At 46.3% G+C, this 14,592-nt stretch carries 14 protein-coding genes and 1 riboswitch; all 14 genes read left to right on the top strand.

Annotation, left to right across the window (positions count from 1 at the left end; genetic code table 11):
- Nucleotides 1–81: 81 nt before the first annotated feature.
- The 14 genes from ACIH2S_RS01905 (at nt 82) to dcuC (ending at nt 14,532) form a co-directional block, all read left to right on the top strand.
- Entirely contained in the window at nt 82–1,134 is a 1,053-nt protein-coding gene (locus ACIH2S_RS01905) for an ABC transporter substrate-binding protein (RefSeq protein ID WP_108479695.1), read from the top strand.
- 23 nt (nt 1,135–1,157) lie between these two features.
- Nucleotides 1,158–1,976, top strand: coding sequence for an alkaline phosphatase family protein (locus ACIH2S_RS01900; RefSeq protein ID WP_108479694.1), 819 nt, complete (start codon nt 1,158–1,160; stop codon nt 1,974–1,976).
- On the top strand, nt 1,976–2,881 hold the full coding sequence (locus tag ACIH2S_RS01895) for an ABC transporter permease (protein WP_349488222.1): 906 nt from the start codon (nt 1,976–1,978) through the stop codon (nt 2,879–2,881). Before ACIH2S_RS01900 ends, ACIH2S_RS01895 begins: the two co-directional genes overlap by 1 nt.
- Nucleotides 2,868–3,683, top strand: coding sequence for an ABC transporter permease (locus tag ACIH2S_RS01890; protein ID WP_036953587.1), 816 nt, complete (start codon nt 2,868–2,870; stop codon nt 3,681–3,683). Before ACIH2S_RS01895 ends, ACIH2S_RS01890 begins: the two co-directional genes overlap by 14 nt.
- The gene (locus ACIH2S_RS01885) at nt 3,680–4,696 is read left to right on the top strand and encodes an ABC transporter ATP-binding protein (protein WP_108479691.1); all 1,017 of its coding nucleotides are present in this window, start codon (nt 3,680–3,682) and stop codon (nt 4,694–4,696) included. The genes ACIH2S_RS01890 and ACIH2S_RS01885 overlap by 4 nt, the downstream gene beginning before the upstream one ends.
- Nucleotides 4,697–4,728: 32 nt before the next feature.
- A complete protein-coding gene (locus ACIH2S_RS01880; protein ID WP_036953593.1) occupies nt 4,729–5,406 on the top strand; it encodes an HAD family hydrolase in 678 nt (225 codons plus the stop codon).
- Nucleotides 5,407–5,614: 208 nt separating this feature from the next.
- Nucleotides 5,615–5,727: riboswitch (TPP riboswitch) on the top strand.
- A gap of 147 nt (nt 5,728–5,874) precedes the next feature.
- Complete coding sequence (thiC, locus tag ACIH2S_RS01875) at nt 5,875–7,851, top strand: phosphomethylpyrimidine synthase ThiC (RefSeq protein WP_108479690.1); 1,977 nt, start codon at nt 5,875–5,877, stop codon at nt 7,849–7,851.
- The gene (gene thiE, locus ACIH2S_RS01870; protein ID WP_108479689.1) at nt 7,835–8,512 is read left to right on the top strand and encodes a thiamine phosphate synthase; all 678 of its coding nucleotides are present in this window, start codon (nt 7,835–7,837) and stop codon (nt 8,510–8,512) included. Before thiC ends, thiE begins: the two co-directional genes overlap by 17 nt.
- Nucleotides 8,502–9,260 (top strand): HesA/MoeB/ThiF family protein, encoded by a 759-nt coding sequence (locus ACIH2S_RS01865; RefSeq protein ID WP_036953605.1) that lies wholly within the window; start codon nt 8,502–8,504, stop codon nt 9,258–9,260. The genes thiE and ACIH2S_RS01865 overlap by 11 nt, the downstream gene beginning before the upstream one ends.
- Nucleotides 9,248–9,448: a sulfur carrier protein ThiS gene (gene thiS, locus ACIH2S_RS01860; RefSeq protein WP_430247995.1), complete on the top strand. Its 201-nt coding sequence runs from the start codon at nt 9,248–9,250 to the stop codon at nt 9,446–9,448. Before ACIH2S_RS01865 ends, thiS begins: the two co-directional genes overlap by 13 nt.
- A gap of 2 nt (nt 9,449–9,450) precedes the next feature.
- On the top strand, nt 9,451–10,221 hold the full coding sequence (locus ACIH2S_RS01855; protein ID WP_036953610.1) for a thiazole synthase: 771 nt from the start codon (nt 9,451–9,453) through the stop codon (nt 10,219–10,221).
- On the top strand, nt 10,218–11,339 hold the full coding sequence (thiH, locus tag ACIH2S_RS01850; RefSeq protein ID WP_036953614.1) for a 2-iminoacetate synthase ThiH: 1,122 nt from the start codon (nt 10,218–10,220) through the stop codon (nt 11,337–11,339). The genes ACIH2S_RS01855 and thiH overlap by 4 nt, the downstream gene beginning before the upstream one ends.
- 569 nt (nt 11,340–11,908) lie before the next feature.
- Nucleotides 11,909–13,162: a peptidase T gene (gene pepT / locus ACIH2S_RS01845; protein WP_036953623.1), complete on the top strand. Its 1,254-nt coding sequence runs from the start codon at nt 11,909–11,911 to the stop codon at nt 13,160–13,162.
- Nucleotides 13,159–14,532: a C4-dicarboxylate transporter DcuC gene (gene dcuC, locus ACIH2S_RS01840; protein WP_036953630.1), complete on the top strand. Its 1,374-nt coding sequence runs from the start codon at nt 13,159–13,161 to the stop codon at nt 14,530–14,532. The genes pepT and dcuC overlap by 4 nt, the downstream gene beginning before the upstream one ends.
- The last annotated feature ends 60 nt before the right edge of the window (nt 14,533–14,592 follow it).

Here is a 14,592-nt window from a genome sequence, read left to right as displayed (position 1 = left end):
ACATAACCGTCAATTGATTGTCATCTTGAATAATTAGCATGCCAATTAACCAATCCGGCGACTCTTATAGAGAGAAACAAGATGAAAGCTATCGTACCTGCAATTTTACTGTCACTCAGCGCGTCTCAAATGGCATTTGCGGCTGACAGCGATTTAACCAAGCTTATCGAAGCGGCAAAGAAAGAAGGCCAAGTTTATAGCGTTGGGATGCCTGATACATGGGCAAACTGGAAAGGCACATGGCAGGATTTAGCTTCTCAATATGGCTTGAAACACCAAGATACGGACTTAAGTTCCGCACAGGAAATTGCGAAATTTGCGGCTGAAAAAAATAATGCTACCGCTGATATCGGTGATGTGGGTGCTTCTTTCGGCCCTGTCGCAGTACAAAAAGGTGTCACGCAACCTTATAAACCAACGACATGGTCACAAATTCCTGATTGGGCAAAAGATAAAGACGGCCATTGGGCGTTAGCTTATACCGGCACTATCGCGTTTATGATCAATAAAGACTTAGTCAAAGATGTCCCAACAAGTTGGGAAGATCTGCTCAAAGGTCAATATAAAGTCACTGTCGGGGATGTCGGTATTGCCGCTCAAGCAAACAATGCAGTTTTAGCCGCCGCATTCGCTCGTGGTGGTAATGAAGGAAATTTAAAACCTGCCATTGAATTTTTTGCTGAACTTGCAAAACAAAAGCGCCTTTCAGTCAATGACCCTACGTTAGCCAACATTGAAAAAGGCGAAGTGGAAGTCGGCTTGATGTGGGACTTCAACGCATTAAATTACCGTGATCAAATCAACCGCGATCGTTTCATCGTGGTGATCCCATCGGATGGTACGGTGGTTTCTGGTTATACCACTATCATCAACAAATACGCGAAAAACCCTAATGCGGCTAAATTAACCCGTGAATTTATTTTCAGTGATAAAGGTCAAGTCAACCTCGCTGAAGGTTATGCCCGCCCAATCCGTTCTCCGTATTTAACCCTGCCAGCGGATATTAAAGCGAAGTTACTGCCAGACGAACAATATAAAAATGCACAGCCAATTAAAGATGGTGAAGCGTGGGAAAAATCATCTCGCACATTACCAAAAATGTGGCAACAGCAAGTATTAATTAATCTCCAATAATGTCTTTAGGAATCAAAAAACCAATGTCTGAGAAAGTCATCCTTGTTGTTCTCGACGGTTTAAATTATTCAGTAGCCCATCAGAGTATGGGCTATCTCAATGGTTTAATCGAAGCCGATAAAGCAACTCTTTATAAATTAGAATGCGCACTTCCGTCCATGTCTCGCCCATTATACGAATGTATTCTCACTGGCGTTCCCCCGGTAGAAAGTGGCATTGTGAATAATGCCGTTGTTCGACTTTCCCATTTCGAGAGCATTTTTTCTCTTGCACAGAAAGCTGGCAAAACGACTGCCGCAGCGGCTTATCATTGGGTCAGTGAATTGTACAATCGAGCGCCTTTTGTTCCTGAGCGCGATCGCTTCACTCATGATGAACAACTGGCTATCCAGCACGGCTGCTTTTATCAGGTTGATCACTACCCTGATGACCATCTGTTTATGGATGCCGAATATTTAAGAACCCAGTATGACCCTGATTTTCTGTTAATCCATCCGATGAATATCGACGATGCGGGGCACATGTTTGGGTTTGATTCTTCACAATATCGTAATGCGGCACGTAAAGCGGATGTGTATCTGTCTCGGTATCTTCCGACATGGATAGAACAAGGCTATCAAATTATCGTCACGAGCGATCATGGTATGAATAATGATCGGAGTCATGGGGGTATTTTGCCGGAAGAACGCACGGTTCCATTATTCACTATTGGGGATAAATTTTCTCATCACACCGATTGTGAAATGCTACAAACGGCGATTTGTGGCACCGTTTGCCATCTTTTGGGCATTTCTCACCCAGATAAAAAAGTGTGCTATGAATTATTGGCAGGGGAACGCTAATGGCCGATATCTCTGCCCCCTGCAAACCTACCGGCCAACAGGTAGATAACGTCATGACGCTAAAGAAACGATTTGCGCGATTTCATTGGCAAGCTGCACTTTTAATCCTGCCTTTTGCCGTCCTGTTTTGTTTATTCCAATTAGCACCCATGATTTGGGTGTTTTTCAATAGCTTTATTTATGAAGAAGCGTGGTCGATAGCTAACTATGTCGAGACATTCACGAATGATTTCTACCTTCAAGCATTTGAAAATACATTATGGCTTTCCATCATTAGTAGTTTGATAGGGCTATTTATCTCCTGTTTAACGGCATTTTCTATCTACAAAATGAGCGGAAAAGTACGCCGTTTAATGATTTCCTTTTCGACCATGGCGAGTAACTTTAGTGGCGTTCCTCTCGCCTTTGCTTTTGTTATTATTCTTGGGTTCAACGGCGCAATTACCCTGCAATTAAAAGCTTGGGGATGGATTGATGAATTCAACATTTACAGCGCGACTGGACTCATGTTGATTTACGTGTATTTCCAAATTCCTTTGGGGATTTTATTGCTGTATCCCGCATTTGATGCGCTCAAACCTGAGTGGGAAGATGCCGCAAAAACTATGGGAGCCAGCAAGTTAACCTATTGGCTGAAAGTGGGTATTCCGGTCATTTCTCCTGCACTGTTAGGCACATTTATTATCTTGGTTGCCAATGCCGTTGGCGCTTATGCCAGTACTTACGCACTCACCAGTGGTAACTACAACCTAGTGACTATCCGCATTGCCAGCCTTGTCTCTGGCGACCTGTTCTTAGAGCCAAATATGGCAGCCGCGCTATCCGTTGTTCTGATTGCGATCCTCGGGTTTATCACCGCCATTCACCACTGGTTATTAAAGCGGAGCTACCATGCTAAATCCTAATATTCGTAGCCCAAAAGCACCGAGTTTACTGTTTCATAAAATGGTTCTTGGTACCGTTGCCGCCATTCTTGCGCTGCCGATTATCGCCACCTTTATTTACTCCATTTCGAGCTCATGGGGTGCGACGATTATGCCTGATGCCCTATCCATCAAATGGTATCTACAACTATGGCAAGATCCACGATTTCTAATGGCATTTGGACGATCACTCTTGATCTGCTTTGGCACATTGCTGATCAGCGTGCTCGTGATTTTACCCATGACTTTTGCCGTTTTTTACCGCTTTCCAAACCTCAAAGGGTTGATGGATTTACTGATTATTCTCCCTTTTGCGATCCCACCCGTGGTCTCTTCAGTCGGTTTACTGCAAATCTTTGCGGATGAGCCATTCATGTTGGTCGGTACCCCGTGGATCTTAATTGGCACCTACTTCACCATTACATTGCCATTTATGTACCGCGCACTGGCGAATAGCTTTCAAGGAATCAATCTGCATGACTTAATGGACGCCGCTCACTTACTCGGTGCCAGCACCTTTAAGGCCTTTTTAATGATAGTGCTGCCAAATATCCGTAAAGGGTTATTGGTTTCTTTACTGATTTCCTTCTCATTCTTAATGGGGGAGTTCGTATTCGCCAATATCTTAGTGGGAACCCGTTTCGAAACCTTGCAGATCTATCTGTTTAATATGCGCCAAACTAGCGGACACTTTACCTCTGCGCTAGTGATGTCTTACTTCTTATTTACGTTGCTGCTGACTTGGTTAGCAACGCGCTTGAATCGTGCGGGAGATGAACGATGAGCTACGTCATTGCGGAAAACCTAACTAAATCCTTTGGTCAGAACCAAGTATTCTCTGATATCCAGTTTACGATTGAACAAGGGGAATTTATTACGCTATTGGGGCCAAGTGGCTGTGGGAAATCCACGTTACTGCGCTGTATTGCGGGACTTGAACAGCCTGACAGCGGGGAGCTGTATATCAACCGCCAGAATATCACTCAGCAGCCAGCTCAACAGCGCGGCGTGGGCATGGTGTTTCAAAGCTACGCTCTATTCCCAAATATGACCGTGGCTGAAAACATCGCGTTTGGGTTGAAAATGCGTAAGATGCCCCCCGCTGAGCGAGATAAAGCCGTGGCAGAAGTCATTGATATGGTGGAATTACAAGGAAAAGAGAACCAATATCCGCACCAGCTTTCGGGTGGTCAGCGCCAACGTGTCGCCCTCGCCCGTGCATTGGTGATGAAGCCGCAAATTTTACTCCTCGATGAGCCGTTATCCGCCCTTGATGCACGTATTCGTAAGCACTTACGCCAGCAAATTCGTGAAATCCAGCGAGAGCTGAAGCTCACTACCATTTTCGTCACCCACGACCAAGACGAAGCAATGATTATGTCTGACCGCATCTTCTTAATGAACAAAGGCTCGATTATCCAAAGCGATACCGCGGAAAATATCTATACTCAGCCTGCCACTGAATTTGTGGCTCGATTTATGGGGCATTACAATCTGGTGGAAGCAGAAAAAGCCAATGGGATGTTGGGCGTCAATTTACAAGGCACCCTCGCCATTCGCCCTGAGTCCATTTATGTTCGCGAAGTCGGACGCCAATATGGCAGCCATATTTCCGCCCCTGTAGATGCCGTGATCCTTGACCACCAGCTTTTAGGGAATATTATTCGCTATAGCGTGAACACGCCTGCGGGGGATATGACCGTAGACTTGCTCAACCGCTCATCCGAGCGTTTATTTGAGCCAGGCACACGCCTTGAGTTAATGTTTAATAAAAATGAAATTCGTGCTTTAAGTTAATCAACGACGAGCTAGTCAACGAAAGGAACCTCATGCAAAACCCGTCTACACAAACCAAATTAGCGATTTTTGATCTCGATGACACCCTGATCCGTGGCGATAGTAGCGTACTTTGGACGCAATATTTGTGGGATAAGAAAATCATTACCGACCCGCGTTTTGTCGAAGCCGATAAAGAGATGATGGCGCAATACAACGCGGGCAATTTGGATATGGTGACTTACTTAAAGTTTAGTTTGCAGACCCTTGCTGGCATCAAGACAGAGCAAGTCGATGAGTGGTTAGATGATTTTGTGGATACCATTATCATTCCGCGCATTTACCCTAGCGCATTAAGCACTATCGCCTCATATCGATCTCAAGGGATCCCGATCATTGTGATCTCTGCAACGGTTACCTTTATCGTGAAGAAGATCGCGGATCACCTTGGCGCCGATGTCACGATGGGAATTGATATTAAGCGTTCAAATGGCTGCTACACCACCGAAGTTGACGGTATCCCGACCTTTAAAGAGGGTAAAGTTAAGCGTTTAACTCAGTGGATTTCCCACCAGCCAATCACCGATGCGTATATTTATTTCTACACCGATTCCGCCAATGACCTACCTATGTGTCATTTCGCCGATGAGACATTTATCGTCAACGGCGACCCGCGCCTTCTCCAAGCCGCCAACGAAAATCACTGGCCACAATATTCGTGGAGTTTGTAAAACCCATATTTAGCCAACCTAGTTTTAACTTTTAATTTCTAGGTTTTGGATTTTTACCCAATACACTGATTTCCCCTAAATTATTCGAGTGAGAAGAAGGCGGCAAGCGAGGATATCCCTAGGAGCATACACAAGTATGTGACTAGGGTAGCCGAGAGAAGCCAACGCACTTATCGCTTGAAGAATGACGGGGAAACTTTATACTGATTAATTCTTGTCGGAGTGCCTAGCATGTGCAAACATCAGGCTGAGACCGTTAATTCGGGATCCGCGGAACCTGATCGGGTTAATACCCGCGAAGGGAACAAGAGTAATCATTCAGCGCAATTTTCGCTTATTTATTTGGCGAAAAACTAGCCGCAACGCCTTACCATTACTCCTCCGAACTCCAGACAAGCAACTTTCTTTCGATAAACCCGCTATTGGCGCTTTACGCCGTATAGCCTGTGACGATGTCAGGAAATTGCTATGTCCAATAATGCTAATAATGCTAATAATGCAGTTATACCGAGTACCGATATTTCCTCTAAAGCTGCACCAGCACGCTCTCGAAAAGAGCAGCGTGATGCCGCAGAAGACTTTATCAATACCATTTCCGGTGTTTCATTCCCTAACTCTGAACGTATCTACCTGCAAGGCTCGCGGGATGATATCCAAGTTCCCATGCGCGAAATCCAGCTCTCCCCAACGCTTATCGGCGGAGACAAAGATAATCCCAAATTTGAAGATAACGAGGCCGTCCCTGTTTATGACACCTCAGGTCCTTACGGCGACCCGGCCTCTGAACTCAATGTTCACAAAGGATTGAAAAAAATCCGTGCGCCGTGGATCAGTGAACGCGCGGATACTGTTGCTGTCGAAAATCTCAGCTCCGACTTTACCCAGCAGCGCTTAGCCGATGCGGGCTTAGATCACTTACGTTTTAATCACCGCCCTGCACCACTGAAAGCGCAAACAGGCAAATGCGTCACTCAGTTGCATTATGCTCGTCAAGGTATTGTGACCCCTGAAATGGAATTTATCGCCATCCGTGAAAATATGGGTCGTGAACGCATTCGCAGTGAAGTGTTAAGGCAGCAACATCCGGGGCAAAGCTTTGGTGCTATTTTGCCAGAAAATATTACGCCGGAATTTGTACGCCAAGAAGTGGCGGCAGGTCGCGCTATCATCCCTGCCAATATTAACCATCCAGAATCTGAGCCGATGATTATCGGGCGCAATTTCTTAGTGAAAGTGAATGCCAATATCGGTAACTCCTCCGTGACTTCATCCATCGAAGAAGAGGTGGAAAAACTGATTTGGTCTACTCGCTGGGGTGCAGATACGGTGATGGATTTATCCACAGGTCGTTATATTCACGAAACCCGCGAATGGATTTTACGTAATAGCCCAGTGCCAATTGGTACCGTACCTATCTACCAAGCGCTCGAAAAAGTGAACGGTGTTGCTGAAAACCTCACGTGGGAAATGTTCCGCGATACTCTGCTAGAGCAAGCCGAACAAGGAGTAGATTACTTCACTATCCATGCCGGCGTTTTACTGCGCTACGTACCAATGACGGCGAAGCGCCTGACCGGCATAGTCTCCCGTGGCGGCTCTATCATGGCGAAATGGTGTTTATCCCACCACCAAGAAAACTTCCTGTATGAGCATTTCCGTGAAATTTGCGAAATTTGTGCCGCTTATGATGTATCGCTGTCGCTTGGAGATGGGTTACGTCCGGGTTCTGTGCAAGATGCCAACGATGAAGCCCAATTCTCAGAGCTGCATACCTTAGGCGAGCTCACCAAAATTGCGTGGGAATACGATGTGCAGGTGATGATTGAAGGACCGGGGCATGTGCCGATGCAGATGATCCGCCGCAATATGACCGAAGAGCTAGAGCACTGCCACGAAGCCCCATTCTATACGTTAGGCCCCCTAACCACCGATATCGCACCGGGCTATGACCACTTCACTTCCGGTATTGGCGCAGCAATGATCGGCTGGTTTGGTTGTGCGATGCTGTGCTACGTGACGCCAAAAGAGCACCTTGGTTTACCGAACAAAGAAGACGTCAAACAGGGGCTGATTACCTACAAGATTGCTGCCCACGCCGCTGATCTCGCGAAAGGTCATCCGGGTGCACAAATTCGTGATAATGCCATGTCCAAAGCGCGTTTTGAGTTCCGTTGGGAAGACCAGTTTAACCTCGCCCTAGACCCTGAAACCGCGCGTAAATATCACGATGAAACCTTACCGCAAGCGTCAGGGAAAATCGCCCACTTCTGCTCTATGTGTGGACCAAAATTCTGCTCCATGAAGATTTCCCAAGAAGTTCGTGACTATGCTGCACAAAAAGAGGCGGGCATGGAGCAGATGTCGGAAGCTTTCCGCGCTCACGGTAGCGAACTCTATCATGGGGCTGAGATTGCTGAGGTCGTGAGTGATGAACAAAACGCTTAATCTCCCGAATAGTCCATTTCCACCGACCGAGCACTGCCTCGGTCTGTACCCGGTTGTGGATTCTGTTGAATGGATTGAACGCCTGCTAAATGCAGGTGTTTCCACCTTGCAATTGCGCATCAAAGACAAGCAAGACCACCAAGTACGTGAACAGATCCAGCAAGCAATAGCCCTTGGTAAGCAGCATAATGCCCGATTATTTATTAATGACTATTGGCGTTTAGCCATAGAGCTGGGTGCCTATGGCGTACACTTAGGGCAAGAAGATCTGGAAACTACCGATCTAGTAGCGATTCACCAAGCGGAGCTACGGCTGGGGATCTCCACCCACGATCCTGATGAAGTCGCGATTGCCAAAACGGTGCGTCCGTCTTATATCGCACTGGGGCATATCTTTCCAACCCAAACCAAGCAGATGCCTTCCTCGCCGCAAGGTTTAGAAGCGTTAAAACAGATGGTTGAGGAGACGCCAGACTATCCGACAGTGGCAATAGGCGGGATATCCATTGAACGCGTGCCTGCCGTGCTCGCCACTGGCGTTGGCAGTGTAGCGGTTGTCAGTGCCATCACACAAGCCGATGACTGGCAAAGTGCAACGCGAACATTGCTGGATCTGGTTGAATCGACCTCTCGCTTAAAGGAAAACGACCATGCTCAATGATCTCGAATTTATGCGTTATAGCCGCCAATTACTGCTTGAGGATGTCAGCCCTGAAGGGCAACAAAAACTCAAACAAAGCAAGGTACTGATTGTCGGTTTAGGTGGACTAGGCTCCCCTGCAAGTTTGTATCTTGCGGGAGCGGGTGTCGGTGAATTATGGATAGCGGATCATGATGACCTGCATGTGTCTAACTTGCAGCGCCAAGTGCTGTATGACACGCAGGATATTAACCAGTCGAAAGCGCAGCTGGCCGCAGCGCGTTTAAAGCAGCTTAACCCCCATACTAAGACGCGCATTTTCCAACAAAAGCTTGATGCGGACAGCTTACTTCCCTTAGTGGAACAGGTGGATTTGGTGCTGGATTGCTGTGACAACATGGCCACTCGCCATGCGGTCAATGCCGCGTGCGTCATTAGCAATACCCCGCTCGTCAGCGGCAGTGCCGTTGGCTTTGGTGGGCAATTGATGGTTCTTGAGCCTCCTTTTCAATCTGGCTGCTACGCCTGTTTGTATCCCGACCAAGAAGAACCACAACGTAACTGCCGCACGGCGGGGGTTTTAGGTCCGGTGGTAGGAGTGATTGGGACGTTACAAGCATTAGAAGCCATCAAATTGCTGGTGGGATTACCGTCCCCGTTAAGTGGAAAACTACGCCTGTTTGATGGAAAGCAGCAGCAATGGAATACCTTGCAGCTGACCCGTTCAAAACATTGCCCTGTCTGCCGAGAGGTCACATGCATATCATAATCAATGACCAGCCGATGAAGGTTGAACCGCCCATTACCGTCCACCAGCTATTAACGCAACTCGGGCAAAGTACATCCGGCTCAGCACTGGCTATCAACCAAGTCATCATTCCTAAAAGCCAGTGGGAAAGTCATTTTTTGAATGAACAAGACAACATTCTGCTGTTTCAAGCTATCGCAGGGGGTTAATGATGTTAAAAATTGCTGATGTCACTTTTCAGTCACGTTTATTTACCGGAACAGGCAAGTTTGCCAATCCAACATTAATGCAGCAAGCCATCCAAGCATCGGGCAGCCAGCTGGTGACCATGGCGATGAAACGCGTTAATTTACGTGGGCAAGATGATGGTATTTTACAGCCACTTCAAGAGTTAGGAGTTAAATTGCTTCCCAATACTTCCGGCGCCAAGAATGCCCAAGAAGCGATTTTTGCTGCGCGTCTCGCTCGTGAAGCCCTCGGCACTCATTGGGTAAAACTCGAAATCCATCCCGATGTCCGTTACTTATTGCCAGACCCTATCGAAACGTTACTCGCAGCAGAGCAACTGGTTAAAGAAGGATTTGTGGTGTTGCCTTATTGCAGCGCGGATCCCGTGCTATGTAAGCGACTGGAAGAAGTGGGCTGCGCTGCCGTGATGCCTCTGGGCGCGCCGATTGGTACCAATAAAGGCTTAGTGACTAAGGAGATGCTGCAAATCATCATCGAACAGGCTAATGTACCAGTAGTGGTGGATGCAGGAATTGGCGCACCTAGCCATGCCGCCGAAGCTATTGAGATGGGCGCCGATGCGGTGTTAGTCAATACCGCCATTGCCGTGGCTAAACAGCCCATATTAATGGCACAAGCCTTTAAAATGGCGGTCGAAGCTGCACAACTCGCTCGCCAAAGTGGACTTGCGGCACCCAAACAGAGAGCGGAGGCATCTAGTCCTCTGACTCAATTTTTGGAGGCGCTGCAATGATTGAAAGCTTTCGGGAGCGTTGGGAACAGTTAGATTGGGACAACCTCACATTACAGATCAATAGCAAAACCGCCTCGGATGTAGAGCAAGCGTTGCAGAGTGATACATTGACTCTCGATGATTTTATGGCGTTGCTTTCCCCTGCGGCGCGGCATTACATCGAGCCGATGGCACAAAAGGCGCAGCGCCTAACGCGTCAACGCTTCGGCCATACCGTTGGATTTTATGTTCCTTTGTACCTTTCCAACTTATGTGCCAATGACTGTACCTATTGCGGGTTTTCGATGAGCAACCGCATTAAGCGCAAAACCCTCGACGATGCCGAAATTGTCCGTGAATGCGAAACCATCCGCCAAATCGGTTTTGACAGTTTGCTCTTGGTAACAGGTGAACATCAAACCAAAGTCGGAATGGACTATTTTCGTCGCCATATCCCGGTGATCCGCTCCTATTTCAGTTCCCTTATGATGGAGGTTCAGCCCTTATCAACCGAAGAGTATCGCGAGCTGAAAACCTTAGGATTAGATGGTGTGATGGTATACCAAGAAACCTACCATGAGCCGACTTATCAACTTCATCATTTAAAAGGCAAAAAACAGGATTTTCATTGGCGATTAGCAACGCCAGAGCGCCTTGGTCAAGCGGGTGTTGATAAAATTGGATTGGGGGCATTAATCGGGCTTTCCAGTAGCTGGCGAACGGATTGTTACATGGTGGCAGAGCATCTTCTGTATATGCAGCAACACTATTGGCAAAGCCGCTATTCTATTTCATTTCCACGCTTGCGCCCTTGCGCGGGAGGAATCGAACCCGCCTCGCTGATGGGGGATGCGGAGCTGGTTCAGTTAATCTGTGCATTTCGCTTGCTTGCCCCAACGGTAGAATTGTCGCTATCCACCCGAGAATCCCCTTATTTTCGGGATCATGTGGTACCACTGGCGATTAACAGCGTCAGTGCTGGCTCTAAAACCCAACCAGGAGGCTATGCGGATTCGAAAACCGAGTTAGAGCAGTTCTCGCCCCACGATAACCGCAGTGCAGCACAAGTCGCACATGCCTTAGTACAAGCCGGTCTACAACCTGTTTGGAAAGATTGGGATGGCTACTTAGGACGTTAATGGCTCCATTTTTAATGGGAAATATTGAAGAGAATATTTCCCATTAAATGGAACTAAGAATATACGACGTTTAATTTTTAAATAATAATATTAATCTGATCACAAAAACTAAAAGAATACGTCATCAATCAGTCTGAATTAAAATATTAATAATATTTAAAAAATATTTTAATAGTTTTTTAAACTACGATGAAATTATGATAATAGTATAACTGAATTTTAAATTGTTATTATCTTCGTTAAATAACAATTTAAGTTAGGAAAGATGAATATCTAGTATTAAATATAACCAGCGGTAGGCAACCAAAAATATCTCATTTATATCAATTAGATAAATAAATCTCCCACCAGGTATTTTGTGATGCACATTCTAATTTAATAATTAAATATTGCCACTTCTATTCTTCTTTTTTAATCACTCTGTGTCTTTAGTCAAAAAAATAACTGGTCAGATATTTATTTTGGCATTATTCATGATAAAAGAATATTGCAACGAAGTATGTTTATCTTCATTGCAATAATGAAAGTATAAAAATAATGCATCACGATGATGCTGGAGAATGAGAATAATGAATATTGTTGACCGTTTTATTTCTTATACAAAAATTAACACCACCACGAATAGGGAAAAAGGCGCCGCAGGCATCATGCCATCCTCTGAAGGCCAGCGCGTTCTTGCCAAACAGCTAGTTCAAGAGTTAGAAGGCTTAGGCTTACAGGATATCAAACTGCGTGATACAGCTATCGTTACCGCAACACTGCCTTCCAACCTGGATTATAAAGTGCCAACGGTGGCATTCTTTGGTCACTTAGATACGAGCGCAGAGCAGACTAACGACACCAAAGCACAAATTTTGCCTTATAACGGCGAAGATATTTGCATGAATAAAGAACTCAATATTTACCTGCGTAAAAGTGAGTTCCCAGAATTAGAAAATTACCTTGGTGATGACATCATTGTCACCGACGGTACCAGCCTATTAGGTGCCGATGATAAAGCTGCTATCGCCTCGATTATGGATATGTTGCAGTACTTTAAACAAAACCCAGACATCAAACACGGGGATATCAAAGTGGGCTTCGTTCCTGATGAAGAACAAGGTCTACGCGGCGCGAAAGTGTTTGATGTAAAAGAGTTTGGTGCAGATTTTGCCTACACCCTAGACTGCTGTGGTATTGGCGAGCTGGTGTATGAAAACTGGAATGCGGGGGATGTTGAAATCGTCTTTACAGGTAAGTCAGCTCACCCAATGTCCGCTAAAGGCAAACTGGTGAATTCCCTGCTAATGGCGCAGAAATTTATCGCAATGCTGCCCGGTGGCGAAGCGCCTGAATATACTGAAAACCGTGAAGGTTATTACTGGGTTAAGCAGATGTCAGGTAACAGCGCTCGCACTGTTCTGAAAATGGATGTGCGTGACTTTACCGAAGAGGGCTACCGCGCTCGTATGGCATTCCTGAAAAAATTGGCGGGTCATTGTGAAGACCTGTGGGGACCAGAAAGCGTAACCTGTACCTTAGCTGACCGTTACTCAAACGTGTACAACAGCTTACAAGGTGAAAACCGTTATCCAATCGATATTGCTCACGCAGCATATGAAGCTTGCGGGATCACGCCAAAAGTTATCCCTATGCGTGGAGGCTATGATGGTGCAGCACTTTCACAGAATGGTCTTCCTTGCCCGAACATTTTCACTGGCGCTCATAACTTCCACTCGATTTATGAATATCTACCAGTGAAATCTCTGTATGCCGCCAGTGATGTTTTAAAACAAGTGGTACAAATTACAGCAGAACGTTTCAAGCCAGGAGCTAAAGCATGATCCCAATTCTAACGGTTCTAATTATCGTTGTTTTGGTTGCACGCTTTATTCTGAAGGGATACAAAGCTGAACCAGTGCTGTTAATTGCCGGTTTAGTGTTGATGATTTTCACCCTAGCCTTGGGCTGGGGTCCTATCCTACCGAAAAGCGTCGCAACCACGGGCATTACTTGGCTTGATCCGTTTGAAGTGATGCGTGACCTGTTTAGTAGCCGTGCTGCTGACCTTGGTTTAATGATCATGGCGCTAATGGGTTTTGCTCACTATATGGATCACATCGGTGCCAACGAAGCAGTAGTACGCGTAGCAACTAAACCACTGAAAAATATGCGTTCGCCTTATGTGCTGCTATTTTTTTCATTCTTGTTAGCGAGTATCTTGCAGTTAGCGATTCCGTCAGCAACAGGCTTAGCCGTACTGTTAATGGGGACCATGTTCCCAATTATGATTGGTTTGGGACTCTCCCCTGCATCTGCCGCTGGGGTTATCGCAACATCCCTTGGGGTTGCTTATACACCAACCGCGATTGATGCTATCCGTGGTGCGAAAGCCGTTGATATGTCAGTCGTTGAATATGTACTTTACTACCAAGGGCCTGCGGCATTAGCCACGGTGCTGGTGGTCGGTATTACCCATATTTTCTGGCAACGTCATTGTGACCGTAAACAAGGTTTCGTCCCTGAAATTGGTAAAGCGGTGCAGTCCCATGACAAAGAAGCAACAGCCAAATCGGTGCCCGGCTACTATGCCATTTTACCGATGCTACCAATCATTATGGCAGTCGGCTCTTCCAACCTGTTTTTTGAGGGAATTCACCTCGACGTTGTGACCATCGTACTGATTGCTATGGCGATTTGTATGGTACTAGAAACCGTGCGAGTACGTAACTTCAAGCAAGTGTGTAATGGTTTCCAAACCTTCTTAAATGGGATGGGGCATGCGTTTAGTAACGTAGTCGGACTGTTAGTTGCTGCGGGTGTGTTTGCTCACGGGATCAAAGTCAGTGGTGCCATCGACCAATTAATCCTTGGCGCAGAATCCGTCGGTTTACCACCATTTGCGATGGCGATTGTGTTTGCATTAGTCACGTTAGCCGCCGCTATTATTATGGGTTCTGGTAACGCACCATTCTTAGCATTCGTGGAGTTAATCCCACAAATTGCACACAGTATGGGGGTTAACCCGATTGCGATGATCCTACCAATGCAGCAAGCTTCGCATATGGGGCGTGGTATGTCTCCGGTTTCGGGGGTGATAATCGCCGTATCCAGTGGTGCCAAACTTCAACCATTCGATGTGGTGAAACGAACCGCCATACCGTTGATGGTTGGGTTTGTCGCGCACTGTGCAATTATTGGAATTTTCTATTAAATCGTACTCTGGGATATATCCATAGAGTTTAATCTGCACACCACAAATAAGACCCCAATG

Origin of the sequence: Providencia lanzhouensis (assembly GCF_050469745.1) — a bacterium.
Taxonomy (GTDB): Bacteria; Pseudomonadota; Gammaproteobacteria; order Enterobacterales; family Enterobacteriaceae; genus Providencia; species Providencia lanzhouensis.
Note: the sequence above shows the minus strand (reverse complement) of the source record. Positions and strands in the feature narration are given on the sequence as shown.

Coding starts and splice junctions, on each gene's coding strand:
- ACIH2S_RS01880 (WP_036953593.1), top strand. CDS start 4,729: ATGCAAAACCCGTCTACACAAACCAAATTAGCGATTTTTGATCTCGAT.
- thiS (WP_430247995.1), top strand. CDS start 9,248: ATGCATATCATAATCAATGACCAGCCGATGAAGGTTGAACCGCCCATT.
- dcuC (WP_036953630.1), top strand. CDS start 13,159: ATGATCCCAATTCTAACGGTTCTAATTATCGTTGTTTTGGTTGCACGC.
- thiE (WP_108479689.1), top strand. CDS start 7,835: ATGAACAAAACGCTTAATCTCCCGAATAGTCCATTTCCACCGACCGAG.
- ACIH2S_RS01900 (WP_108479694.1), top strand. CDS start 1,158: ATGTCTGAGAAAGTCATCCTTGTTGTTCTCGACGGTTTAAATTATTCA.
- ACIH2S_RS01895 (WP_349488222.1), top strand. CDS start 1,976: ATGGCCGATATCTCTGCCCCCTGCAAACCTACCGGCCAACAGGTAGAT.
- ACIH2S_RS01865 (WP_036953605.1), top strand. CDS start 8,502: ATGCTCAATGATCTCGAATTTATGCGTTATAGCCGCCAATTACTGCTT.
- pepT (WP_036953623.1), top strand. CDS start 11,909: ATGAATATTGTTGACCGTTTTATTTCTTATACAAAAATTAACACCACC.
- thiC (WP_108479690.1), top strand. CDS start 5,875: ATGTCCAATAATGCTAATAATGCTAATAATGCAGTTATACCGAGTACC.
- ACIH2S_RS01885 (WP_108479691.1), top strand. CDS start 3,680: ATGAGCTACGTCATTGCGGAAAACCTAACTAAATCCTTTGGTCAGAAC.
- ACIH2S_RS01890 (WP_036953587.1), top strand. CDS start 2,868: ATGCTAAATCCTAATATTCGTAGCCCAAAAGCACCGAGTTTACTGTTT.
- thiH (WP_036953614.1), top strand. CDS start 10,218: ATGATTGAAAGCTTTCGGGAGCGTTGGGAACAGTTAGATTGGGACAAC.
- ACIH2S_RS01905 (WP_108479695.1), top strand. CDS start 82: ATGAAAGCTATCGTACCTGCAATTTTACTGTCACTCAGCGCGTCTCAA.
- ACIH2S_RS01855 (WP_036953610.1), top strand. CDS start 9,451: ATGTTAAAAATTGCTGATGTCACTTTTCAGTCACGTTTATTTACCGGA.